The sequence below is a fragment of the Streptacidiphilus sp. MAP12-16 genome, assembly GCF_041262165.1.
Lineage (GTDB): Bacteria > Actinomycetota > Actinomycetes > Streptomycetales > Streptomycetaceae > Streptacidiphilus.
Genome location: NZ_JBGCBY010000014.1, coordinates 111,936 through 135,427 on the forward strand (window position 1 = coordinate 111,936; position 23,492 = coordinate 135,427).

17 protein-coding genes and 2 pseudogenes are annotated in these 23,492 nt (G+C 70.6%); 4 read left to right on the top strand and 15 right to left on the bottom strand.

Annotated features, from left to right (window positions below):
* Nucleotides 1-7: 7 nt before the first annotated feature.
* The 4 genes from ABIA33_RS20190 to ABIA33_RS20205 form a co-directional block, all read right to left on the bottom strand.
* Entirely contained in the window at nt 8-1,672 is a 1,665-nt protein-coding gene (locus ABIA33_RS20190) for a protein kinase (RefSeq protein ID WP_370083664.1), read from the bottom strand.
* Between the two features lie 196 nt (nt 1,673-1,868).
* Nucleotides 1,869-3,428 carry a protein kinase gene (locus ABIA33_RS20195; RefSeq protein WP_370083666.1) on the bottom strand — a complete coding sequence of 520 codons (1,560 nt, stop codon included), beginning with the start codon at nt 3,426-3,428 and terminating at the stop codon, nt 1,869-1,871.
* 217 nt (nt 3,429-3,645) lie between these two features.
* Nucleotides 3,646-4,224, bottom strand: a complete 579-nt coding sequence (locus ABIA33_RS20200) for a bacterial proteasome activator family protein (protein WP_370083668.1) — start codon at nt 4,222-4,224, stop codon at nt 3,646-3,648.
* A gap of 80 nt (nt 4,225-4,304) precedes the next feature.
* Nucleotides 4,305-5,117 carry a hypothetical protein gene (locus ABIA33_RS20205; protein ID WP_370083670.1) on the bottom strand — a complete coding sequence of 271 codons (813 nt, stop codon included), beginning with the start codon at nt 5,115-5,117 and terminating at the stop codon, nt 4,305-4,307.
* A 627-nt stretch (nt 5,118-5,744) separates the two neighbouring features.
* On the opposite strand from ABIA33_RS20205, the gene ABIA33_RS20210 reads away from it, so the two are divergent.
* The gene (locus ABIA33_RS20210; protein ID WP_370083672.1) at nt 5,745-9,731 is read left to right on the top strand and encodes a hypothetical protein; all 3,987 of its coding nucleotides are present in this window, start codon (nt 5,745-5,747) and stop codon (nt 9,729-9,731) included.
* A 159-nt stretch (nt 9,732-9,890) separates the two neighbouring features.
* Here the strand turns inward: ABIA33_RS20210 and ABIA33_RS20215 are convergent, their stop codons facing one another.
* The 5 genes and pseudogenes from ABIA33_RS20215 to ABIA33_RS20235 form a co-directional block, all read right to left on the bottom strand.
* Nucleotides 9,891-10,856, bottom strand: a complete 966-nt coding sequence (locus tag ABIA33_RS20215) for an NAD(P)H-quinone oxidoreductase (protein WP_370083674.1) — start codon at nt 10,854-10,856, stop codon at nt 9,891-9,893.
* A 166-nt stretch (nt 10,857-11,022) separates the two neighbouring features.
* Nucleotides 11,023-12,243 carry a molybdopterin molybdotransferase MoeA gene (locus ABIA33_RS20220; protein WP_370083808.1) on the bottom strand — a complete coding sequence of 407 codons (1,221 nt, stop codon included), beginning with the start codon at nt 12,241-12,243 and terminating at the stop codon, nt 11,023-11,025.
* Between the two features lie 293 nt (nt 12,244-12,536).
* A pseudogene (locus ABIA33_RS20225) lies at nt 12,537-12,830 on the bottom strand (DUF6457 domain-containing protein); the annotation flags it as partial.
* A gap of 244 nt (nt 12,831-13,074) precedes the next feature.
* The gene (locus ABIA33_RS20230) at nt 13,075-13,668 is read right to left on the bottom strand and encodes a molybdenum cofactor guanylyltransferase (protein WP_370083676.1); all 594 of its coding nucleotides are present in this window, start codon (nt 13,666-13,668) and stop codon (nt 13,075-13,077) included.
* Nucleotides 13,669-13,755: 87 nt separating this feature from the next.
* On the bottom strand, nt 13,756-14,931 hold the full coding sequence (locus ABIA33_RS20235; RefSeq protein ID WP_370083678.1) for an acyl-CoA dehydrogenase family protein: 1,176 nt from the start codon (nt 14,929-14,931) through the stop codon (nt 13,756-13,758).
* A 218-nt stretch (nt 14,932-15,149) separates the two neighbouring features.
* Between ABIA33_RS20235 and ABIA33_RS20240 the strand changes: the two genes are divergently transcribed.
* The 3 genes and pseudogenes from ABIA33_RS20240 to ABIA33_RS20250 all read left to right on the top strand — a co-directional run.
* The gene (locus ABIA33_RS20240; RefSeq protein ID WP_370083680.1) at nt 15,150-15,989 is read left to right on the top strand and encodes a DUF5819 family protein; all 840 of its coding nucleotides are present in this window, start codon (nt 15,150-15,152) and stop codon (nt 15,987-15,989) included.
* The gene (locus tag ABIA33_RS20245) at nt 15,986-17,194 is read left to right on the top strand and encodes an HTTM domain-containing protein (RefSeq protein ID WP_370083682.1); all 1,209 of its coding nucleotides are present in this window, start codon (nt 15,986-15,988) and stop codon (nt 17,192-17,194) included. The genes ABIA33_RS20240 and ABIA33_RS20245 overlap by 4 nt, the downstream gene beginning before the upstream one ends.
* A 120-nt stretch (nt 17,195-17,314) precedes the next feature.
* Nucleotides 17,315-17,551 (top strand): annotated as a pseudogene (locus ABIA33_RS20250) (BRO family protein); the annotation flags it as partial.
* On the opposite strand, the gene ABIA33_RS20255 reads toward ABIA33_RS20250, so the two are convergent.
* The 6 genes from ABIA33_RS20255 to ABIA33_RS20280 all read right to left on the bottom strand — a co-directional run bounded on the left by ABIA33_RS20255 (nt 17,450) and on the right by ABIA33_RS20280 (nt 23,181).
* Nucleotides 17,450-17,764 carry a hypothetical protein gene (locus ABIA33_RS20255; protein ID WP_370083684.1) on the bottom strand — a complete coding sequence of 105 codons (315 nt, stop codon included), beginning with the start codon at nt 17,762-17,764 and terminating at the stop codon, nt 17,450-17,452. The pseudogene ABIA33_RS20250 and the gene ABIA33_RS20255 sit on opposite strands and share 102 nt — an antisense overlap.
* 279 nt (nt 17,765-18,043) lie before the next feature.
* Complete coding sequence (locus ABIA33_RS20260) at nt 18,044-18,835, bottom strand: TrmH family RNA methyltransferase (RefSeq protein WP_370083686.1); 792 nt, start codon at nt 18,833-18,835, stop codon at nt 18,044-18,046.
* A 123-nt stretch (nt 18,836-18,958) separates the two neighbouring features.
* Nucleotides 18,959-19,822 carry an ABC transporter permease gene (locus ABIA33_RS20265; protein WP_370083688.1) on the bottom strand — a complete coding sequence of 288 codons (864 nt, stop codon included), beginning with the start codon at nt 19,820-19,822 and terminating at the stop codon, nt 18,959-18,961.
* Nucleotides 19,822-20,754, bottom strand: a complete 933-nt coding sequence (locus ABIA33_RS20270; RefSeq protein WP_370083690.1) for an ABC transporter permease — start codon at nt 20,752-20,754, stop codon at nt 19,822-19,824. The genes ABIA33_RS20265 and ABIA33_RS20270 overlap by 1 nt, the downstream gene beginning before the upstream one ends.
* Entirely contained in the window at nt 20,751-21,902 is a 1,152-nt protein-coding gene (locus ABIA33_RS20275) for an ABC transporter ATP-binding protein (RefSeq protein ID WP_370083692.1), read from the bottom strand. The genes ABIA33_RS20270 and ABIA33_RS20275 overlap by 4 nt, the downstream gene beginning before the upstream one ends.
* A 34-nt stretch (nt 21,903-21,936) precedes the next feature.
* Entirely contained in the window at nt 21,937-23,181 is a 1,245-nt protein-coding gene (locus ABIA33_RS20280) for a spermidine/putrescine ABC transporter substrate-binding protein (RefSeq protein WP_370083694.1), read from the bottom strand.
* Between the last annotated feature and the right edge of the window lie 311 nt (nt 23,182-23,492).

The window sequence follows — 23,492 nt, forward strand, 5'->3', positions numbered from 1 at the left end:
CGCGGGGTCAGGTGGTCCCGGCCTTGGTAGCGGTGGAGGTCGGCGTACCGCCGCCGGTGCTCCCTGCCGCATTCCCCCCGCCCGGGCTCGCCGAACTGCTCGGACCCCCGCTCGCCGAAGCCGAGGCGCTGGCCGAGGCCGAGGCGCTGGCCGACGGTGTCGGGCTGGCGGTCGGCGTCTCCCGGGTGCGCGTCGCGGTCGGCGTGCTGCTCTGCGTCTGCTGGGTCGGCGGCACGCTGGTCTGCGCGCTCTGCGAAGGACTGGCCGAGGGCGTGGGCGAACCTGTGGTCGACGTGTCCGATGGCTGCACCGAGTTCGAACTGGAGACCGATGTGCCCGGCCCCGGGTTGCTGCCGCTGCCGCCGTTCATGGCCAGTGACACGCCGACGGCGATGGCCGCGATGGCGACCAGTACCGCGATCACCGCGAAGAGGGCGCGCCGGTTGCCGCCCCGACCCTCCTCGTCGTCGCCGTAGGGCTGCTGGTACGCGGGCGGACGGGGGCCGCCCGCGTTCGGTGGGATCGGGGTGCCCACGGTCGGGTTCATCCCGCCGCCGACCACGGTCGGGGTCATCATCGCCGCGGCGGCGGCACCGGCCGCGGCGCTGGGCAGCAGTTCGGTGGGCCCCGTGGCCTGGTGCATGGTGCGCAGCGCGTGCTGCAGGTGGGCCCGGAACTCGTCGGCGCTCTGGAAGCGGTCGTCCGGGTCCTTCGCCAGAGAGCGCAGCACCAGCGCGTCCAGGCCGGCCGGCACCCGCGAGTTGGCCTGCGAGGGCGGTACCGGCATGTCCTGGACGTGCTGGTACACCACCGACAGGGGAGTGTCCCCGGTGAACGGCGGGCGCAGCGTCAGCAGCTCGTAGAGCATGCAGCCGGTGGCGTAGAGGTCGGAGCGGTGGTCGACGGGCCTGCCGAGGGCCTGCTCCGGGGAGAGGTACTGGGGCGTGCCCATGACCATGCCGGTCTGCGTCATGGTGCTGGTCGCACCGGTCAGGGCGCGGGCGATGCCGAAGTCCATCACCTTCACCGCGCCGGCGTTGGTGATGATCACGTTGGCGGGCTTGATGTCGCGGTGGACGATTCCGTGACGGTGGCTGTAGGCCAGCGCCTCCAGGATCCCGGCAGTGATGATCAGTGCCTGGTCGACCGGCGGCGGCTCGTCGCCCTGCAGCAGTTCGCGGACCGTGTGGCCCTCGACCAGTTCCATGACGATGTAGGGAACGGTCTCGCCGGCGTGCGCCTCCTCGCCGGTGTCGTACACGGCGACGACGGCGTGGTGGTTCAGCGAGGCGACCGAGTGGGCCTCGCGGGTGAACCGGATCCGGGCGGTGGCGTCCTCGGCCAGCTCCTGGCGTAGCACCTTGATCGCGACGGTGCGGCCCAGCCGTACGTCCCTGGCGGCGAAGACCTCGGCCATGCCGCCCCGGCCGAGCCGGTGGGTGAGGCGGTAGCGACCCTCGCCGAAGTAGCTGAGACCGCTGGTGGAGGTGACCGACGGCTCCTCCGGCGGCGGGTACTGACTTCCGTACGCGGAGGTCACATCATGGGAACCGGCGGCGGATCCGCCACCCGCAGGTCCGCCGATCCACTGGCCGCCCACCGTGGGGTTGCCGTCCACGGGCGTGCCGGGCTGCGCGCCGTCCCAGCCGTCGGCATGCTCGTTGTCTGCCATTACTCTCCGCCGTCGGTTTTCGCTTGTGCACCGCGCCCGCATCCTGCCCGGGCCCGGACGTGTACCCGGTCTCACCCGGTCGATGACTCTCCGCGCACGGCGCGCCGACCGGGGAACGCCCCGCACGTGCACGCTACCGGTTTCCCGGCCCGCACGTGCCCGCCGATCACTGCGTGGCCGTAACTCGGGTCTCCGCTCAGCCCAGTCCGGTCACGTTCCGTTGCTGGTCGGACGGGGTTTCGGCGGTCACCGTGGCCACCTGGACGGGGGCGCGGCGGCCGGAACCGTTGTTGCTGGTACTGCTGCCCTGGTTCTTGAGGACCAACACCAGGATCAGCACGATCAGGACGAGCACACCCACGATCACGCCTATCACCGCCGCTGCCGCGCCGCAGCCCCGGCCGCCCTCCGGAATGGGCGAGTTCGGCGTCTGTGCCGGGTTGACGAACGGGCGCGTGCCCGGCCTGGGGGTCGGCACCGGCGTGGGCACCGGCCCCATCCGCATGGGCTGCGGCTGGGGCGTCGGCGCGGACCCGTAGGGCGGCGGAGTCCGCACCCCCTGCTGCGGATAGGGCGGCGGCGTCGGCACGCCCGGCCGGGCGTACGGCGGAGGCGTGGAAACGCCGGGCTGCTGCGCGTATGGCGGCGGGGTCTGCAGGCCCTGCGGCTGGTACTGCGGCGTCGGAGCCGGGCCGTACGGCGGCGGGGTCTGCTGCGGAACCTGCTGCTGGTAGGGCTGCTGCGGCTGCGGCGGCATGGTGCCGAGCCGGCCCTGCGCCTGCGGGAACACCGCGTTCGCGCCGGACCCGCCGACCCCGGTCGCCCGCGGACCCTCGCCGATGATCAGCGGCGTGTTGGCCCCCGCACCACCCGCGCCAGACACCCGCTCGCACTCCTCGCGCATCGCGTCGGCGTCCGGGAAGCGGTGCACCGGATCCTTCCGCAGCGCCCGCGCGACCAGCGCGTCCACGCCCGGCGGAACCGCCGCGTTGAGGGTGGACGGCGCCGGGGGCGTCTCCTGGACGTGCTGGTAGGCCATGCCCAGTGCGGAGTCGGACTCGAACGGCAGGCGGCCGGTGAGCAGTTCGAACAGCAGGCAACCGACCGAGTACAGGTCGGAGCGCGCGTCCACGGCCTTGCCGAGGGCCTGCTCCGGAGAGAGGTACTGGGGCGTGCCCACGACCATGCCGGTCTGCGTCATCGAGGTGACCCCGGACTGCATGGCACGGGCGATGCCGAAGTCCATCACCTTGACCACGCCGCGCTTCGTCAGCATGACGTTGGCGGGCTTGATGTCGCGGTGCACCAGGCCCTGCTCGTGCGAGGCCGCGAGCGCCGCGAGGACGTCGGCGGTGATCTTCAGCGCCCGGTCGGTGGGCATCGCGCCGTGCCGGGCGATGTCGTCGCGCAGCGCGGAGCTGAGCGAGGCGCCCTCGACGTACTCCATGACGATGAAGGGGACGTGGACGCCCTCGTCGTTGACGTCCTCGCCGCTGTCGTACACCGCGACGATGTTGGTGTGGTTCAGCCGGGCCACCGCCTGCGCCTCACGGCGGAAGCGTTCACGGAACGACGGCTCCCTGCTCATCTCGCCGAGCATGGTCTTGACCGCCACCGGGCGGTCCAGGACCGTGTCGTCAGCCAGATGGACGGTCGCCATCCCGCCCTGCCCGAGCAAGTCCCGGAGCAGGTACCGGCCGTGACCGACCGTCCGCCCCGCGCCGCCGCCCTGCCCGGTGGTGCCCTGCTCGCTCATCAGTTTCTCTCTCCCCCTCGGCACGCGAAAGCGCATGCCCGCGCGCCTGTCGGTGAGCCGCCAGGGGCCTAGGCTAGCGGCCCGCACAGACTCGCGTCGCAGCGCACCCGGACCGATCCCGGTCCGTGACCGTCTCCGAACGGACGGTCCCGGACCGGCTGCGGACCGGCGTGTGGGGGGACTGTGGACGGACTGTGGGCAGCGCTACGGATAACCGCTACAGATAGGGGCCGGAGCGGATCTGTCCGTGGCCGTCGTCGGAGTCGTCCATACCGGCGCCATGGGCACCGGGCGGCAGGGCCCGGCGCATCTGCTCCAGTTGGGCGCGGGCCGCCATCTGCTGGGCGAACAGGGCGGTCTGGATGCCGTGGAACAGACCCTCCAGCCAGCCCACCAACTGCGCCTGAGCGATCCGGAGTTCGGCCTCGCTCGGGATGGCCTCCTCGGTGAACGGCAGCGACAGCCGCTCCAGTTCCTCCACCAACTCCGGTGCGAGTCCGGCTTCCAGCTCCTTCACGGAGCTCGCGTGGATCTCCTTGAGGCGGACTCGGCTGGCCTCGTCCAACGGCGCCTGCCGGACCTCCTCCAGCAGCTGCTTGATCATGCTGCCGATCCGCATGACCTTCGCCGGCTGCTCGACCATCTCCGTGATCGGGAGCTCCCGGGGCTCGCCCTCGGCCCCCTCCCCCTCGGCGGACCTTCGGCCGCCACCGGGAAGTGCTCCGACGGGCTTCCCGTCGGGGCCGACGATCAGGACCTGGGGGCCGTCTTCGGGCCGCGCGTTCGGGCTGTTCATGGCGTCATTCTGCCCCAACAGGCGGCCCACGGGTGTAGCACCCCGCAGAACGGGTGTACGCCGTCGACGCCGAATGCCCGCTACAGCCGGCGCAACCGCCAGCCGAAGAGCGCCGCGCCACAGCCGATGAGCGCCAGACCGACCCCGAGCGGCATCAGCCGACGGCTCAGTCCGACTGTCTGCCTGGCAGCCGCACGGTTGTTCGCCGGCAGAGCGTCGAGCCCGGCGAGTGGCGCGACGAGTGCCTGGGGGCCGAGCGGGGGCGGCCCGTTCCCGACCGGGAGCCAGGGCGCCGGCCCGGAGGAAACGGGGCCCGGCTCGCCGGGCGGCGGGGCGGCCGTCTCCGGCCCCTCGGGCGCGGTGGACGGCGGGGTCGTCGGGGTCGTCGGGCGCGGCGTGGCGGCAGCCGGCGGGCCGCTGTGCGGGGTGGCTGCGGGAAACAGCGGCCCGAGCACCGGGACCGGGAGCACCGGGAGCGGCTCCGGCACGCTCGACGGCGGGGTAGTGGCCGGGGTGCTGGACGCAGCGCTCGGCGGGGTACTCGGTGTGCTGGTCGGCGTCCCGCCTGCGCCGGCGGTGGGAGCGCCGTCGGGTGGCGGGACCGGCGGTACCTGCGGTGGGCGGCCGGGCGATCCGGGCCGTTGACGCGAGCCGCCGGGCCAGACAAGCCGGACGTGTCCGCCGCCCGGCAGCGAGACCAGCAGCCCGCCGGACCCGTACGGATCCGGCGGCTGGACGCCGGGGTTTCTCGGCGTGGCCGCCACCCCCTGCGGCGCCGTGCCGTAGAGAAGGCCCGTCCCGAGCAGCACCGCGAGGCCAAACACGACGGTGAGGGCGAGGACGTGACGGAGGATGCTGCGAGAGGTCCGAGGAGTCCGAGGAGTCGTGTCCACGCCGTACACCCTTCAGACCGCTGTCGGCCCCTGCACGGAGGGCATACCGGCCAGCACCCGACAGTAGTATCCCTGCGACACTCCCATATATCTTTATATCCGGCATTTTGGACAGAGCGTGGGCGACCGGGCTCAGAGTCACGCCTGAAGCAGCACCTCGCCCCGCCGGCAGCTTGCAGAGGTCCAGTTCGCCCTTGGTCCCGCCCCGCAGTCCGACGACGAGGCGTCCGTTCACAGCCAGGGCGTCCCGTTGCGCCCCAGGTAGGCCGCGGCCCGTGGTGTCGAGGCGGAATGCGCGCAGAAAAGGCATAGTTCCGCCGCAGACAGGCGACGGTTCACACCATACTCACGCCCTTCCGGGGCACCCGCGAACCTTTTCCACCTCATTGCGCCCATTGCGCTTGGTGGGCGAATTCGCGCAGCCGAGCCCTGAGGAATTGCCCCGCGCGCCCGCGTGGTCAACGCCCAGGGCGCCCCACTCACTTGCGAATGTGCTTGCTATGCTCCGCCTGCCCTATTGGGCCGCTGTGATTACCACAGGGGCAGGCTTTGCGCGAATAGAGGGGGAAAGCAGGCAAAATGCCAGCAACCACCATACGCAGATTCAGACGCGGACGCCTGTGGGGGGTGCTCACGCTGCTCGTCGCGGTCCTGGCCGCGCTCGTCGGCCCGACCGGTACCGCGTACGCGGTCGCGTCCCAGCCGACCACGAAGGCGACTGCGACGGCGACGCCGACACGAACATCCACTGCGACGACCAAGCCCGCGCCCAGCACGTCGGCGACCGCCGCCGCGAAGCCGAAGCTCGTCACCAAGCCCACCGCGCCGGTGAAGGCACAGATCCCCACCGGCCCCAAGGCGGACGCGAAGAAGCTCAGCGCCGCGGCCGTCAGGAGCGCCATCGCCCACAGCAGTGTGCCCGACACCTGCTCCGGCCCCATCACGGCGGACACGGTCTACCCCTGCACCACGCCCTCGGCCGGCGGCACCGACACGTACACGCTGACTCTGCCGAACGCGACCGACCTGTTGCTGGTGCGAGCCACGTCGACCGGCGGCAATGCCCTGCCGATTACCATCAACGCGCCTGACAGCAGTGTCGTCACCTGTCAGCAGCCCTACGGGCACCAGAACTCGCAGTGCGCCACCGCCCAGGCCGGAACCTACACGGTGCGGGTTCAGAACGGGGGCGGTGCCTACACGCTTGCCTATACCCCGCTGCTCTCCGATGCCTCCTGCACGGTCGCTGACCCCTCATTCTCCGCGCCGACGCTCCAGGGTGCGGTTGCCGCGAGCACGACTGGCAACTGCTACACGCTGGCCATGACCAGCGGCAGCGTGCTCCACGTCGGCCTGTCCTCCACGCCGTGGCAAGACCTGACCGTGGCCGTCTATGACGCGACCGGCACGCAGATCTGCATCGACGACGAGGGTGACTGCACCCTGACCGGCACCGCCCCATACCGCGTGCTCGCCAGCAACGACTACGGGCAAGCGGTCACATACTTCCTCCAACTGAACAGCGTCTCCCAGCCGCAGGGCTGCCTGACGGTGACCCAGCAGACCTACGGCACCGTGCCGGACTCGAGCTCCGCCGTGGCCTGCCGAACCCTGACCGTCACCACAGCCGACCAGTACCAGGTGTACGCGGCAACCTCCCAATTCGGGGGCATCAGCGGCACGCTCTACCACCCCGACGGCACCGCGGCCTGCACCAACTCCGGCTCGACCTGCCAACTGGTTCCCGGAACCTACGACTTCGTGGCAACCGAGTACCCCGCGTCCACCCCGCCCTTCGGCGTCGTCTTCATCGCAGCGGACGAGAGCCGCGGCTGCACCGCGACGGGTGACACCGGCTTCGCCTCCGGCCCCGCGACGGGCGGCTTCAGCGGGATCGCCGAGGAGATCTGCCTGACCCTGCCGACCGCCTCCGGGAAGTCGGACTACATATTCGACCAACCGACCGCAGACGGCAGCAATCCGCAGATGCAGGTCGTGGACGCGACCGGCGCCCAGCAGTGCCCGAGCGCATCGTTCAACTACGCCACCTGCCAGCTCACCGGCACCGCGCCGTTCCGCGCGCTCCTGTCGGCCCAGGAAGCCACGGGTGGTTACCAGCTCCTGCTGCAACGCACGGATTCCTCCTCCGGTTGCGCCGTCTGGCCCCAGTCCGGATTCGGCGGATCCTGGGGAGCAGAGGTCTCGCTCACCGTCAGCTCGTACGTCAAGTGCCTGAGCATCCCCGCGAACCAGCACTCCGTCGGGGAGATGATCGACTACCAGAACATCGCGAACAAGGTCGACGGGAACATCACCGTCAACGACCCGAGCGGCAAGCAGATCTGCATAGGCTTCAGCACCGCCATCTGTTCCTACGCGCCCGGCGTCGCTTACACCGCCCTGGTGGAGGGCGTCAAGCTCACCGGCAGCGACACGTACAAAGTGGTGCGACGCGACGTGTCGCGGACGGCAAGTTGCTCCACCCCGGCGTCCACGACCGTGGGCGGCCCGTCCACGGGCTTCCTGCTGACCTCTGCCCTGGACGCGGTATGCGTTCGGATCACCGCGGCGGCCACGGACAAGATCTGGACATCCGCCAGGGCCAACGTCCCGGCACCGGCTGGTGCGGTACTGGAGGTCGCCGACGCCACAGGCTCCATCATCTGCCGCCAGTGGGGCGTCTCCTGCCAGGTCACTGGATCCACCTCGTATCAGGTGATCGTGATCGCGTCGGGGTACGCGGGGATCACTATCCCCGCGCGCGTGGACACCTGGCGGGTGGGCACCGCGGCCGGCTGGGCATCGGAGTGCACAGCACACCAGCTGTCCGCGAACGGATTCGCCCCGCAGAACGGATCCTTGACCGAGACCTCGACTGGCTACTGCGCCGTGGTTCAGATGCCGACCTCGGAGCTGCTCGGCGTCGGAATCGTCACGCCGACGCATACCGGCAGTCCGTGGGTGAGCATGTACGACAACGCCGACTGGACGAACGGCATCGGAATTTGCAACATCGGCGGCGGGGGCAACAACTTCAGCTTCCAATGCCAGACACCATCGAGCACAACGGACCAAGCGGTCATGATGGTGACGCCGGGCAACTCGCCGACACCGATCGACTACGTCATGCAGGGTGTATGCGAACGGAATTGCGCCACTCCCCCCGCAGCCGTGACGCTGAACTCCCTCTCGCCCGCCGTCGGACCAGCCGGGACACAGAACCAGGTCGTCGTGCATGGAACCGGCCTGAATCTGGGCACCGAGCTGGATCTCGCCAGCAACGGCACTGTGGTGAGCAACTACCAGGTAAACCAGGTGGTGTCCGCCAGCCCTGACGGCACCTCGCTCACCGTGCTGCTCTCCACCGCCGGTCTCACGCCGGGCAAGTACGACCTGATGCTGGACGGCGTCGGTTACTCCGTCGGAACCCCTTCGCCGGGATACCTGCCCGGCGCCTACACCGTCACGGCCGCTCCGACGCCGCAGCCCAACAGCCTGTTCGTGCCCCTGACGCCGTCGCGGATCCTGGACACCCGGTCGGGACTGGGTGCGCCGAAGGCCCGTGTCGGCGCGCGCCAGACGGTGAAGCTACAGGTCGACGGCGTGGCCGGGGTTCCCGCAAGCGGCGTCACCGCGGTCGCGATGAACGTCACCGAGGTCAACGCGGCCGGCGCAGGCTTCGTCACCGTCTACCCCGACGGCAAGAGCCTCCCCACCGTGTCCAACCTCAACTTCAACGCCGGACAGACGATCCCCAACCTCGTCGTCATCCCCGTCATCAACGGAAAAATCGATCTCTACAACGGCTCCAGCGGCGCCGTCGACCTGCTCGCCGACATCACCGGCTACTACTCCACCAGCGGCTCGGGCTCCGCGCTGACCACGGTCGGCCCCTCGCGGATCCTGGACACGCGGTCAGGACTGGGTGCGCCGAAGGTCCGTGTCGGCGCGCGCCAGACGGTGAAGCTACAGGTCGACGGCGTGGCCGGGGTTCCCGCAAGCGGCGTCACCGCGGTCGCGATGAACGTCACCGAGGTCAACGCGGCCGGCGCAGGCTTCGTCACCGTCTACCCCGACGGCAAGAGTCTCCCCACCGTGTCCAACCTCAACTTCAACGCCGGACAGACGATCCCCAACCTCGTCGTCGTCCCTGTCATCGACGGAAAAATCGATCTCTACAACGGCTCCAGCGGCGCCGTCGACCTGCTCGCCGACATCACCGGCTACTACTCCACCGGCGGCTCGGGCTTCCAGACCGTCGGGCCGGTACGGGTGATGGACACCCGCACCGGGCTCGGCAGGGCCGGCGGGGCGATCGTCCCTGGCGGAGCCGCCAGCCTGTCCGTCATGGACCTGCCGGGGACGCCGGTTCCGGGCACGGTCACCGCTGTCGTGCTGAACGTGACCGTAACCGGGCCCACGAGCGGGGGCTTCCTCACGGTGTTCCCGAACAGCCAGCCGCTGCCGACTGTCTCCAACCTCAACTTCAGTGCCGGACAGACGATCCCCAACCTGGTCGTCGTCCCCGTTATCAACGGAAAGATCGACTTCTACAACGGCTCCGCAGGAACCGTCCAGGTCATCGCCGATCTGGACGGCTACTACACCACGTAGGCGCTCGTCCGTCATCCGCTGCGCCCGTGGCCGTTCCCTTGCGGAACGACGGCCACGGGCGCAGTGCTGTCCTGCCCCGCGCACGGGCGTCCGGCCGCGCGGCGCGGGAGCCGACCGTGCAACGGTCGGCTCCGCAGCAGTTCTCGGCTGCGCCGGGGCTCAGACCTGCAGCAGGATCTTGCCGATGTGGGTGCTGCTCTCCATCAGGCGGTGAGCCTCGGCGGCGTCGGCGAGCGGGAACACCCGGTCCACCACCGGGAGGACCCGGCCGTTCTCCAGCAGGGGCCAGACGTGCTCGCGCACCGCTGCCACGATCGCGGCCTTCTCGTCCAGCGGGCGGGCGCGCAGGCTGGTGGCCACGATCGCGGCGCGCTTGGCCATCAGCTTGCCGAGGTTCAGCTCCGCTGTGACGCCGCCCTGCATGCCGATGACGACCAGGCGGCCGTTGACGGCCAAGGCGTCCAGGTTGCGGTCCAGGTACTTCGCACCGATCACGTCGAGGATCACGTCGGCGCCATTCGGGCCCACTGCCTCGACGAAGTCCTGCTCGCGGTAGTTGATCAGCGCGTCCGCGCCCAGAGCCCGGCAGGCTTCCAGCTTCTCCGCACTGCCGGCCGTCACCGCGACCATCGCGCCGATCGCCTTGCCCAGCTGGATCGCCATGGTTCCGATACCGCTGCTACCACCGTGGACCAGCAGGGTCTCGCCGGGGCGCAGATGGGCCAGCATGAACACATTGGCCCAGACGGTGCAGACGACCTCGGGCAGGGCGGCAGCCTCGACCAGGTCGACACCCTTGGGCACCGGCAGCAGCTGGCCCGCCGGCACGGCTACCCGTTCCGCGTACCCGCCACCCGACAGCAGCGCGCATACCTCTTCGCCGACCGCCCAACCGCTCACCCCGGTGCCGACGGCGACAATGCGCCCCGAGCACTCCAGTCCCGGATACGGTGACGCGCCGGGCGGAGGGTTGTAGAAGCCCTGACGCTGCAACAGGTCCGCCCGGTTCACCGCGGAGGCCGCCACCTCCACCAGCACCTCCCCGTCCCCGGGCGCCGGATCGGGCACCTCGCTCCAGACCAGCACCTCGGGACCGCCCGGCTCAGAAATCGTGATCGCTCGCATGGTCGCGACGCTACCCGCCACGGAGGCGGTGCCACCACCAGCCGCGCAGCGCGAGGACGACCCGGCGGCCGACCTGTTCAGCGGCGCCGCGAACCTGTGGCGGGCAGCATGACCTGGCGGAGTACCGCCTCGCCCGTGGCGGGAGGCTGCTCACGGCTCCTCCGGCTCATCCGGTCGGGACTTCCAGTACCTCGACCCGTGCGCCCGCGGGCAGGCCGCCGGGCGGGACCACCGCCAAGCCCTCGGCCAGCGCGAGGCCGCGCAGCATCGCCGGACCGTCGAACGCCAGCGGCAGCAAACCCCGTTCGGGGAGGACGACCGGCACCAGCCGGGTGTCCTCGGGATGGCCCGGGAGCGCGACAGCCGCCGCGACCAGGTACGGCTCGGCCGGTGGGCAGCCGGCCAGAGCGCGCAGCAGCGGCTCGGCCAGGGTGAGCGCTCCGGCGACGGCGGCCAGCGGATTGCCCGGCAGGCCGACCAGATGGCGGGGACGGCCGCCGCCGACGGCGCCGGCGGGCTCGTTCGGCGGCAGCGCAGCCAGCAGCATCGGGTGCCCTGGACGCACCCGGACGCCGTCCACCAGCAGTTTCGCTCCCACCTCTGACAGCGCCTGGTGAAGGAAGTCGACCGGGCCCGCGGCCGTGCCGCCCGTGGTCACGATGACGTCGGCGGGGCTCTGCAGTAGCGCGTCCCGGAGCAGGCCGAGATCGTCCCGGATACGGCGCACGGCGGTGATCCGTGCGCCGTATCCGGACAGCCAGGACGGCAGCAGCGGACCGAGGGCGTCACGGATGCGGCCGTCCCGGGGGAGCCCCGCGTCCAGCAACTCGTCGCCCAGCACCAGCAGCTCGACGGTGGGGCGGCGGTGGACGGTGAGCAGGTCGCAGCCCGCTGCGGCGGCGAGGCCGAGCACGGCGGGGGTGACCGTGGAGCCGGACGGCAGCAGCGGTTCGCCGGTACGGCACTCCTGGCCGCGGGGGCGAATGTCCCGGCCCTGGTCCAGTGGTGTCGCGCCGTGGTCGTGCAGCAGCTCCGCGCCGCCGCGGTCGCGGTGCACGCGGCCGTCCTCGCTGCGCAGGACGGCCGTGGCGCCGGGCGGGAGACGGGCGCCCGTGGCGATCGGCACGGCGGCGCCGTCGGCGAGCGGCACGCTGCCGCACTGACCGGCCAGGATCTGGTCGGCGGGGCGGCGGTCGAGCCGCCAGGGTCCGGGACCGGAGACGGCCCAGCCGTCCATCGCGGAGGTGTCGAAGGCCGGCAGGTCGGTGAGGGCCTCGAGCGGCACGGCGAGGCTGCCGCCGAGCGCGTCCGGGAGCGGCAGCCGGACCGGCGGCAGCGGCGCGCTGACAGCACGCCAGGCCCGGCGGCGGGCCTGGGACCAGGCCATGGGCGCCGCGTGGGTCGCGGCGTCGGCCGCCGAGGCGCGCGCTTCGGCGGCGGCGTGGTCGTACGGCGCCCCGGCCGAGTCACTCGTCGACCGAGCAGGTGCGGGCGCACGGGGACGCGGCGGTTCGGCCGGCGCGGTGTAGTCGAACGGGGTGTCGCCCGACGCGGAGGGTCGGGGACGGTCGTCGGCGCCCGCCACGGCGGTCGCGCCGGTCGCGCCGGTCGCGGCGGTCGCGCGGACCAGGAACGGGTACGCCCCGAGCAGGTCGCTGCCGGAGGCCGGCTCGGCGCCCATCAGCCCGGCCCCTCGGCCGTCGTCCCGGTTCCCGGTCGCGGCGACTCGGCCCAGCGGGCGGCCAGGGCCGCGACCCTTCTGTTGGCCTCGGCCACGGCCTGCGCGCCGCCACCCGCCTGCGCGGCCGCGTAGCCCACCAGGAACGCGGTCAGCGGTGCGGCGGGGCGGGCCACACCGTGGGCGACATCCTTGGTCATGTCGAGCAGGCCGGGCACATCGACCTCCAGGTCGATACCCAGCTCGGACTTCGCAGCGGCGATCCAGTCATCCAGCACAGGTCCATCGTCGCCGATGGACCAGCCGCGAGCGTGCAAGGGGCGGTTTCCGCTTCGTGTCCGTCCCTTCACCGGCTGACCGACCGGCGAATGAGGGGTGAGTGAAGGAGCGAGCTGAGGGAGGGGCGCCCCCGGACGAAGTTTGGGGGCGAGTCTGGGCGGGGCGGAGGAAGGAGCCATTGCGGAGCACTGGCGACCGACGACAACCTGGCCAGGCGAGAGCCCTCGGCCCGCGACACCGCCCCTTACGTGCCGGTCGGTCTTACGACCTGCGTGCGTCCCGGGCCCGGGCGTGCCGCAGGTCGTCCCAGGTGTCGCAGTCCTCGGCCGCGCCCGACAGATCGGGGAGCCGCCGGGTGGCCAGGTCGCCGACCAGGCGGCGCAGCGGGAGGCCGGTGGGATCGCCGCTGTGCTCCTCGACCAGCCGGGCCAGCGCCGCCCGGAGCGGCGCGACGCGGTAGGCGGCGGCGAGGGGCTGGTCGCGTCCCCCGGGGTCGACGAGGACGGCAGCGTCGACGCCGGGCTCGGCCAGTTCGGCAAGCAACCGCCCCGCTGTCGCGGCGTCGAAGAACGGCAGGTCGGCGGCGAGCAGCAGAACCGCCTCGGCCGTGACCCAGGGCAGCGCGGCCGCGACGGCGGCCACCGGCCCACCGCCGGGTGGCTGCTCCCGCACCCAGCGCACCGGGCGGATCGTCGGCCGCTCGGGGCCGACCACGATCGTGGCTCCGGCCGGCACGCAGGCGGAGAGGACCCGGTCGAGCAGTGGGGCGCCGCCGACGATCAGCGCGGGCTTGTCCGTTCCGCCGAGCCGTCGGGCCGCGCCACCGGCCAGCACCACAGCGTCGTACGCCGTCATGCGCCCAGTATGGCGATGCGCCGGCCGCCGGCTCGGAGTCGGCTCGGAGTCGGCTCGGAGTCGGCTCGGAGTCGGCTCAGAGTCGGCTCAGAGCTGGTGCTCGGCGAGGATCGCGCCGATCTCCTCCTCGTAGGCAGGGGCCGGGCCGAGGAACAGCTCCAGGTGCTTGGCCCAGGCGTGGTAGCGGTGCAGCGGGTAGTCGAGGTCCGCGCCCATGCCACCGTGCAGGTGCTGCGCGGTGGCGGCGACGGCGCGGACGCCTTCGGCGGACCAGACCTTGGCGGTGGCCAGGTCCGCGGCGAGCGGGAGGCGTCCGGTGCCTTCCGACACGGTGTCCGTCTCGCCCTTCTCGATGAGACCGATCCGCCAGGCGGCCTGCCACAGGGTGACCTCCATCGCGCGCAGGTCGATGTAGCGGTCCGCGGCCTGGACCGCCACCGCCTGGAACGTCGCCACAGGGTGGCCGAACTGCTCGCGCTTGCCCGTGTAGTCGGCGGTGATCCGCAGGATCTGCTCGCCGAGGCCCAGGCACAGCGCGGCAGTGCCGACGATCAGCAGTCCGCGCAGGTACAGCCAGTTGGCGGCGTCCGGTGCGGGCGCGCCGAGCTGCGCCGCCGCATCCACCCGCGCGCCGTCGAACACCAGCTCGGCGGCGAGCTCGCCATGGGCCGTGACCTGCCGGCGCAGCTCGACGCCGGCAGCGTGCGGGTCGACGAGCAGCAGCAGTGTCCCCGTGTCGCCCCGCGCCGGGACCACGATCCGGTCCATGACCTGGGCGTGCGGAACAGCGGTCTGCACTCCGTGCAGTGTCCAGCCCCCCTGCCCGTCCGCCTCGGCGCGTACCGCCTGGTCGGCGGGTTCGTGCCCGGTCCTGCCGTGGGGTGCCACCCCGAGCAGCAGGCGTCCGGCGGCGACCTCGGGCAGCAGGCGCCGGCGCTGTTCCTCGCTGCCGTACCGCTGGACGGCGAGCGCGGCGGCCCCGGTCTCCAGCAGCGGTACCCGGGCGAGGACGCGCGCCGCCTCGCGCAGGACCAGGCACCAGGCGACGGGATCCAGCCCGGAACCGCCGTACTCCTCGGCGAGGGCGATACCCGGCAGATCGGACTTGGCGAGCCGGAGCCACAGCTCGCGGTCGACGTCCTCGGACACCGGCTCGATGCCGACGGCAGGGCTCGGTACGCCGCCGTCCGGCGTGACGCCGGCGAAGGCCGCTCGGGCGGCCTCGGCCGCGGCCTGCTGCTCCTCGGTGAAGGTGAAGTCCACGGCTTGCCCTTCTGCGACCCGATATGACGAGACGTCAGATTAGAACAGGTTCTAGTGGATAGGAAGGCTCGCGGCAACACCCGGAGGCTCGACCGGATACCGACAAATCGATGAAATCGGTCAATGGTCGACTCCCGCTGTCACAGGCAGCGCGAGGTCAGTACCGTTCGGGTCGGACCTCAAGAGCCACGGGCTAGGACGACAGCGAGCAGGTAAGCGTGCCAGATCATCCCAACGGGACGACCCAGCCGGACGCCATACCGGGCTTCGACCTGCCCGCGCAGCGGCGGTCCCCCGGTGCCGAGGACGCGCCCCCCGACGCGACCCCCGATCCGACCGCGGAGGCCCCCAATGAGGCGCCCAAGGAGGCGCCCGACGACGCACGGCCGTCGGCGGCGGACCCGCCACCCGCCGCGGACCCCGAGACCGCTCGCTGGTCGCTGACCTCGCTGCTCGTACTCGCCGTCACCGCCGTGCTCCTGGCCAGCGCCACCGTCTGGCACCTCGGCACGGTCTTCCTCTCCATAGCCCCCTCCAACACCATCTCCCAGAAGTACCAGGCGCAGATCAACTCCCACGTCTACCCCGAGTTCGAACAGAACTGGCAGCTCTTCGCCCCCAACCCGCTGCAGGACAACATCGCCGTCGAGGCCCGCGTGCAGACGCTCACCCCCGGCGGCGCCCGCCCGCAGTCCGGCTGGATCGGCCTCACCGCGCAGGACATCGCGCATATCCGCCACAACCCCGCGCCCAGCCACGCCGACCAGAACCAGCTGCGCCGAGCCTGGGACTACTACACCGCCTGGCACAACCAGCAGGACGAGACCTCGCTCGGCCTCGGCGGCCCGCTGTCCAGGGAGTACCTGAAGCGGATCGCCCTTCAGCGCTTTGGCCGCGACTGGCAGGGCAACCAGATCATCCAGATCCAGTTCCGCGCTGCGACCACCCCGCTCGCGGGCCCGAGCTGGACCGGCGCCGCGCACAAGCCCCAGACCAGCTACCGGACGCTGCCGTGGTGGGCGGTCTCCGACGACGACTACACGGGGTTGCAGGGATGAGCGTCCAACAGGTGCGTGCGCGACTCACCGCCACGGTACTGACCGGCTGGACGGCCTTCACCGGCCGCGCCCTCGCGCCGTACCAGGCCGCGGTCGTCCGGATCGGCTTCGCGCTGTGCTTCGGCGGCTTCCTGCTCCGCGAGTGGCCGCACCGTCGCGAACTGTACGGGGACCGGACGGCATGGAGCCTCGACCTCGCCCGCCAGATGCTGGCGGGCAACCACGCGTTCACCGTGCTGGCCTGGTCGGACAACCGGTGGTGGTTCGAGGCCGTCTACGCGGCGGCGATCGTGGTCAGCGCGCTGCTGCTGCTCGGGTGGCGCACCCGGACGATGTCGGTGCTCTTCCTGGTCGCTGTGCTGTCGATCCAGAACCGCAGCATCCTGGTCGGGGACGGCGGCGACAACGTCGTCCACCTGGTCGCGATCTACCTGGCGTTCACGCGCTGCGGCCAGGTCTGGTCCCTGGACGCCCGACGGCGGCGGCTGCGCCCGGAGTCGGTGGGGGACCACTCGGACGTGGCACTGTGGGCCGTTCTCGGCATGCTGCTCGCGTACGCGCAGTTCGCCGGCGCCGCCACGCAGGGCATGCTGAATGTCGGGATCTTCAGCTGGAGCACGGTCTTCTGGAGCTTCTGGCTGCTCGGCGGCCTGTGGTGGTGGCTCGGACGCCGCGACCCGCAGGGCGAGCCACGCACCCTGATGGACGCGCTCGGGAACATGTTGCACAACTGCGCGATGCTGGTCGTGGCGGTGGAGGTCTGCTTCATCTACGCCACGGCCGGGTGGTACAAGATCCAGGGCTCGCTCTGGCAGAGCGGCAGCGCGCTCTACTTCCCGCTGCACCTGGACTACTTCGACCCCTGGCCCGGGCTCTCCCACCTGCTGACCGCGTATCCGCTCCCGGTCTTCCTGATCACCTATGGCACGGTGATGGTCCAGGTCGCCTTCCCCTTTCTGGTGTTCAACCGCCGCATCAAGAACGCCCTGCTGGTGCTGATGATCACCGAGCACGCGGCCATCGCCGTGGCCCTGGGCCTGCCGTTCTTCTCGCTCGCGATGATCTCCGCGGACGCGGTGTTCCTCCCGACCGGGTTCCTGCTCTGGGTCGGCAGGGGGGTGGCGAGCCGCGCCACCCCCGTGCGCGATCTGATCACGCGCCGCACACAACCGTCGCGCTCCTCCGAAGGAGTGACCACGGTCTGACTATCCCGTTTGGCAGGACGTCAGCACCACCAACCCGAGAGGGACGTCATGCCACACACCAAAGAGCCCACACTCAAATACTCGGCCTTCCCCGTCACGGGGCAGCCGATCCGCGTCGTGATGATCGACGGCGACCCGTGGTTCGCCACGGCGGACGTCTGCCGAATCCTGGGACGCAGCAACCCCAGCTGGGCGACCCAACTCGTCGATCGCTGCGAGACCCAGACCGTCGACCTCCGCGGCGTAACCCTCACTTCAAGTGAGGCATTCAGCAAAATCGCAGGCCGGAAAGGCTACGAACGCGGCAATCCGCTGCTGGGCCTGGTCAGCGAGAGCGGGCTCTACACGCTGATCATGCGATCCAGGAAGCCCGCCGCCAAGCCCTTCCAGCAGTGGGTCACCGCCGAACTCCTCCCCTCGCTCCGCCGCGGCGACGCCGACCTCGGCGAGCAGCGGCAGCGGATGGCCGAGACTCTCACCGAGGCCCTCGGGGAACCCGTCGACCTCGTCGCACGCATCGACGGCATCGAGGACGGCGACTTCCGCGTCCTCTCCGACGGCTCGGTCCACTGCCTCCACGGCCGGACAGATGTATGTGTCCCGAACACGGAAGAGGACAGCGGCCCACCCTTCGGTCCCTTCTTCCGCTGCCCCGAGGTCAAGCGCGTGGGCATCCGGGGAAGCAAGGGCATCCGCCCCTGCGGAAGCATCCGGTTCGTGGACGTGGTGCGGCGCCTCGCTGCTCCGCGCGAGCCCGAGACACCTGCCGCCCGGCGCCCGGCGGACCTGCTGTCGCTGAACATCGGCGAGGCGCGGGTGCAGGGCTCTGCCGCGAGATTGCCGGTCTGCTCAGGGAGTTGGGCCTGGCTGCTGCATAGACGGCGCAGACGCGCGGTCCCGGCGCGACATCCAGTGGAACAGGCCCATGCCCACGCTCGTGGCGAGGTTGAAGCTGGAGACCTGGGGCTGCATCGGGATCGCCACCAGTCGCGCCGCTCGCGCCCGGAGCTCCGCCGAGATCCCGTGCCGCTCCGATCCGAAGGCGATCAGCGCGTCGTCGGGGATGGTGACGGCGCGGATGTCCTCGCCCTCCGGGTCCAGCACGTACAGCGGACCGTCTGGAAGCAGGTCGAGCGTCAACTGCTCGACCGCGGTCGCGAAGTGGAGCCCGGCACCGGACCGAACCACGGCCGGGTGCCAGGGGTCGGCGTCGCCGGTCGTGACGACGCCGGTGACGCCGAACCCCGCCGCGAGGCGGACGACCGCGCCGATGTTGCCGAGGTTGCGCGGGTTGTCCAGGACGACGACCGGCGCGAGCCGCGGCTGCCGCGCCAGCGCGTCGAGGTTGGCCGCCCGCTCAGGACGCGTCGCGAGTGCCGCGATCCCGGTGGGGTGGACCCGCGGCACGAGGTCCCGCAGCACCGCCGCGGGAACCTGCACCGCCAGCTTGTCCACCTGCGCCGCGACGTCCTGCGCGAGCGACTCGGCCAGCGCGGCGACCGCCGCCCTGTCGCTCGTCAGCACCACGCGCACGTCCGCGCCGAACCGCAGCGCATGCTTGAGCGCGTGGAATCCGTCGAGCAGCACGCCGTCGGGTGACTGCCTGCGCCACTGGCGCACCACGGCGTCCGTCTCGTTCATCGTCCCAGCCTACGGCCCCTGCAGCGGCGGACTACCAGGCCGGCACTACGCACAGCAGCGCGCCCTGTCCGGTTCGAGTTGAACCGGACAGGGCGCGCTGTGGCCGGGGTTACGACCAGGTCGTCAGCGCCGCGCGGCCCGGGCCCGGCCCAGCACCGTGGACGCCGCGATGATCGCCATGGTGCCCAGCAGCATCATCGAGCCGATGACGTCGATCTGCGCCGGGTAGGCGCGTTGGACCGAGCCCCAGATGTACATGGGGAAGGTCTCCAGGTTGCCCGCGGTGAAGACGGTGATGATGTAGTCGTCCACCGAGAGCGCGAAGGCGAGCAGCGCCGCCGCCGCGATACCGGGAGCCACCAGGGGCAGGGTGACCTTCGTGAAGGTCTGGAACGGGGTGGCGTAGAGGTCCTGCGCCGCGCGCTCCAGGGTCGGGTCCATGCCCGCCAGGCGGGCCTTGACGGTCACCACCACGTAGCTCACGCAGAACATGACGTGGGCGATGGTGATGGTCCAGAAGCCGAGCCCGCCGGGGCCGATGGTGTTGAAGAACATCGCCGCCAGGGTCGCGCCCATGACCACCTCGGGGGCGGCCATCGGCAGGAACAGCAGCGCGTTGATGCCGGACCGGGCCTTGAAGCGGTGCCGCACCATCGCGAACGCGATCATGGTGCCAAGGGCCGTCGCCACGACGGTGGCGACGACGCCGATCTCCAGCGAGAGACCGATGCTGTGGCACATCCCGGGGCTGGCACAGGGGTTCGTCCAGGCGTCGGTGGAGAAGGTGTTCCAGACGTAGTTGAACTTGCCCGAGGGCTTGTTGAAGGACATCCAGAGGATGACCGCGTTGGGCAGCAGCATGAAGGTGAAGATCGCCACGGTGACGACCAGCAGCAGGTGGTCGCGGGCCCAGGCGAGCGGGCTGCGGCGGCGGATCTCCGGGGTCGCCGCGCGGGCGGCGGCGGCGGGTGCAGTCAGAGTCGTCATCAGAGCAAATCCTCCGTACCGGCCTTGCGGATGTAGCTCATCACCAGGATGAGCGTGCCGACCATCATCACCACCGAGATCGCCGAGCCGACCGGGTAGCCCGAGGTCTGACGGAGGAACAGGTCCTCGATCTTCTGGCCGACCACGCCGGTGTTGGGGTTGCCCAGCAGTTGGGCGTTGATGTAGTCGCCGATCGCGGGGATGAAGGTGAGCAGGGTGCCGCCGATGACACCGGGCATGGACAGCGGCAGGGTGATCCGCCGCCAGGTGGTGAAGGTGCTGCAGTACAGGTCGTTGCCGGCCTCCAGCAGCCTCGGGTCGATCTTCTCCAGCGAGGTGTAGAGCGGGAGGATCGTGAACGGCAGGAAGTTGTAGACCATGCCGCAGACCACGGCCGCCGGGGTGTTGATCACATGGGCGCCGGTGGTCCAGCCGAGGGTGTCGGTGAGGCCGAGGACGTGCGCGCTCTTCAGCGCGTGAACGACCGGGCCCTGGTCGGCGAGGATCGTCTCCCAGGCGATGGTGCGGATCAGGAAGCTGGTGAAGGACGGCACGATCACCAGCGCCATCAGCAGCGACTTCCACTTGCCGCCCTTGAAGGCGATGAAGTAGGCCACCGGGTAGCCCAGCGCCAGGCAGAGCACCGTGGTGAGGACGGAGTAGATGCCGGAGTGCAGGTACTGCGTCCCGTAGTCGTGGATCGCGTGCTGGTAGTTGGCCCAGTGCCAGGTGAGCTTGAAGCCGTTGTCGTAGTCGCCCTGCTGCACCGAGGCCGAGACCGAGGTCAGGATCGGGAGCAGGAAGAAGACGGTCAGCCAGAGCAGTCCCGGCAGCAGCAGGATCCAGGGCGTCAGGTTGCGGCGCGGCTTGTGGTCCTGGGGGACCGGCGTGCCCTCCGCCTTCCCGACGGTGGGTTCGGCGACAGCGGTCATGCCGCGCCCTCCTCGTCCAGGACGACGCCGGCCTCGATGTCCTGGGCACCGTCCAGGCCGAAGCCCTGGGTCGGGTCCCAGTAGATGACGACCTCGTTGCCGGGCCGCTGGATGGCACGGCCGGTGTTCTGCTCGAAGACCGAGATCTCCTCGCCGGAGGGCAGCTTGACCAGGTACTGGGTCGACACGCCGATGAACGAGGTGTCGACCACGGTGCCGTCCAGGCTGTTGAAGCCGCTGGGCACGTCGGCCTCGGTCTGCGCGATCTGCACCTTCTCCGGACGCACGCCCAGGATCACCGGGCCGGAGGTGGCCCGGCAGCGCTTGGCGTCGAGGGTGAGCTTGCGGCCGTGCGCCGAGACGGTGACCACAGTGCCGCTGACGCTCTCCACCACGCCGGGGATCAGGTTGGACTGGCCCAGGAAGTTGGCGACGAAGGTGGTGGTCGGGTTCTCGTACAGCTCGGCGGGGGAGCCCATCTGCTCGATCCGGCCGTGGTTCATCACCGCGATGGTGTCGGCCATGGTCATGGCCTCCTCCTGGTCGTGGGTGACGTGCACGAAGGTCAGGCCGACCTCGGTCTGGATCCGCTTGAGCTCGATCTGCATCTGGCGGCGCAGCTTGAGGTCGAGCGCGCCGAGCGGCTCGTCCAGCAGCAGCACCTGCGGCTGGTTGATCAGCGCGCGGGCCAGCGCGATGCGCTGCTGCTGGCCGCCGGACAGCTGGTTGGGCTTGCGCTTGGCCAGGTGGCCCAGCTCGACCAGCTCGAGCATCGCCTCGACCTGGGGCTTGACGCTCTTGAAGCCGCGGCGGCGCAGGCCGAACGCGACGTTCTCGAAGACGTCGAGGTGCGGGAACAGGGCGTAGTTCTGGAAGACCGTGTTGACCGGACGGCGGTACGGCTTGGCGTCGGTGACCTCCGCGTCGCCGAGGAAGATCTGCCCGGCCGTCGGGTCCTCCAGACCGGAGACCATGCGCAGGGTCGTGGTCTTGCCGCATCCGGACGCCCCGAGCAGGGCGAAGAACGATCCCTGGGGGATGGTCAGATCAAGATTGTCGACGGCCGTGAAGGAACCGAAGCGCTTGGTCAGGCCGACCAGGCGGAGATCCCCGCCCTCGGTGCGGCCGAGTACATCGTTGGAGCTCATCGAGACTCTTCTTTCGCTGAGGAGACGGGGTCCGCTACTGGCCGGTGACCTGCTGGAAACGGCTGGTGTAGTCGTCCAGTTGGGCGATGCTGAGGGCCATGAAGCCGCGGGCCTTGGCCTGCATCTCCTTGGTGGGGACGATGAGCGGGACAGCGGCTGCGGTGGAGTCCAGTTGCTGGAGGGACTCCACCGCGCCCTGGACCGAGGGGATGTAGTTGATGGAGTCGTCGAGCTTCGCGGCGACGTCGGGCTGCAGGTAGTAGTTCAGGAGCTTCTCGGCGTTGGTCTTGTGCCGCGCGAAGTTGGGGACGACGCAGTTGTCCGACCAAGCGAGGAGGCCCTCCCTGGGGAGGTCCACGGTGACCAGGTTGGGCTTGCCGAGCTGTGCCACGTCGCCGGAGTAGGCCATGGTCACGGCGGTGTTGCCCTGTGTGAAGGGGCCCAGATAGTCGTTGCCGTTGAACGCGCGGATCTGGCCGGAGTCCTTGGCCCGCCGGACGTACTCGAGGGCCTGGTTGAACTGCGCGTCGGTGAAGTTCTCCGGGTCGAACCCCTGCGCGAGCAGGGACAGCGCGACGGTGTCCTCCATCTCGCTGAACAGCGCGACCTTTCCGTGCAGGTCGGAGCGGGTGAAGACCTCGGCGATCGTGGTGATCGGCTGCTTCACCAGGTCGGAGTTGTAGGCGAGGGTGGTGTACCCGTAGGCCCATGGCACGGAGTAGCGACGCCCCGGGTCGGTCGGGTCCTTGATGACGCTCGGCAGCAACTTCGAGTGGTTGGGGATGTTCGCCAGGTCGAGTTCCTGGATGTAGTCGTACGTCCGGTACTTGGCCACCATGTAGTCGCTGACGACCATCAGGTCGTAGCCGGTGTCCAGCCCCTTGACCAGCGACGGGTCGACCTTGGTGTACCAGTCGTTGTTGTCGTTGATGATCTCCAGGTAGGTGACCTTGATCCCGGTCTGCTTGACGAAGGCGTCCAGCGTGGGCCTCTTGTTGGGGTCCTTGGCGTCGACGTCGATGTAGGCCGGCCAGGTCGCGAAGACGACCTTCTTCTCGGTGGCGGAGTAGTCCTTGCCGGCCTGCCCCACCTCCTTGCCACCGGCCGGGACGACATGGCCCTGCACGCCGCAGGCGGAGAGCAGCCCGGCGCCAGCCACGGCCAGGCCTCCTGCCGTTGCGCCACGGAGCAGGGAGCGGCGGCTCATCGCGGCAGCCGCCGAGTGGGCGCGGGTGCGATTGGCGAACCGCGCGAGATCGGAGAAGCTGGGGGCCGTCATGGGGGTCGTATGGCCTTTCTGCAGAACGCGGGGTGCTGGTCGAAGGTCCTTCACAGCGGTGGCAGGCGGGCGGCGGCGTCGGGAATTCAGGTCCCGCAGCAACGGATGGGGTCAGACGCTAGGCCGAAAGCCTTCGGATTCCACACCTCTGAGCCGTGATGGCAGCGGAATCGTTATCAACATCGACATTCCGCAACGTGATTCGCATTAACGCTCACCCTCGGTGATGACCCGCTGCTTCGGCTACCTACAGCTTGTAAAAGGCGCAACAGAACACCTTCAGGTCTGACAGTGGGACGTCGAAGGGGCCG

What these genes read in the sequence shown, in the direction of transcription:
- ABIA33_RS20190 (WP_370083664.1), bottom strand. Translation starts at nt 1,672, where the DNA reads ATGGCAGACAACGAGCATGCCGACGGCTGGGACGGCGCGCAGCCCGGC.
- ABIA33_RS20195 (WP_370083666.1), bottom strand. Translation starts at nt 3,428, where the DNA reads ATGAGCGAGCAGGGCACCACCGGGCAGGGCGGCGGCGCGGGGCGGACG.
- ABIA33_RS20200 (WP_370083668.1), bottom strand. Translation starts at nt 4,224, where the DNA reads ATGAACAGCCCGAACGCGCGGCCCGAAGACGGCCCCCAGGTCCTGATC.
- ABIA33_RS20215 (WP_370083674.1), bottom strand. Translation starts at nt 10,856, where the DNA reads ATGCGAGCGATCACGATTTCTGAGCCGGGCGGTCCCGAGGTGCTGGTC.
- ABIA33_RS20220 (WP_370083808.1), bottom strand. Translation starts at nt 12,243, where the DNA reads ATGGCCTGGTCCCAGGCCCGCCGCCGGGCCTGGCGTGCTGTCAGCGCG.
- ABIA33_RS20230 (WP_370083676.1), bottom strand. Translation starts at nt 13,668, where the DNA reads ATGACGGCGTACGACGCTGTGGTGCTGGCCGGTGGCGCGGCCCGACGG.
- ABIA33_RS20245 (WP_370083682.1), top strand. Translation starts at nt 15,986, where the DNA reads ATGAGCGTCCAACAGGTGCGTGCGCGACTCACCGCCACGGTACTGACC.
- ABIA33_RS20260 (WP_370083686.1), bottom strand. Translation starts at nt 18,835, where the DNA reads ATGAACGAGACGGACGCCGTGGTGCGCCAGTGGCGCAGGCAGTCACCC.
- ABIA33_RS20265 (WP_370083688.1), bottom strand. Translation starts at nt 19,822, where the DNA reads ATGACGACTCTGACTGCACCCGCCGCCGCCGCCCGCGCGGCGACCCCG.
- ABIA33_RS20270 (WP_370083690.1), bottom strand. Translation starts at nt 20,754, where the DNA reads ATGACCGCTGTCGCCGAACCCACCGTCGGGAAGGCGGAGGGCACGCCG.
- ABIA33_RS20275 (WP_370083692.1), bottom strand. Translation starts at nt 21,902, where the DNA reads ATGAGCTCCAACGATGTACTCGGCCGCACCGAGGGCGGGGATCTCCGC.
- ABIA33_RS20280 (WP_370083694.1), bottom strand. Translation starts at nt 23,181, where the DNA reads ATGACGGCCCCCAGCTTCTCCGATCTCGCGCGGTTCGCCAATCGCACC.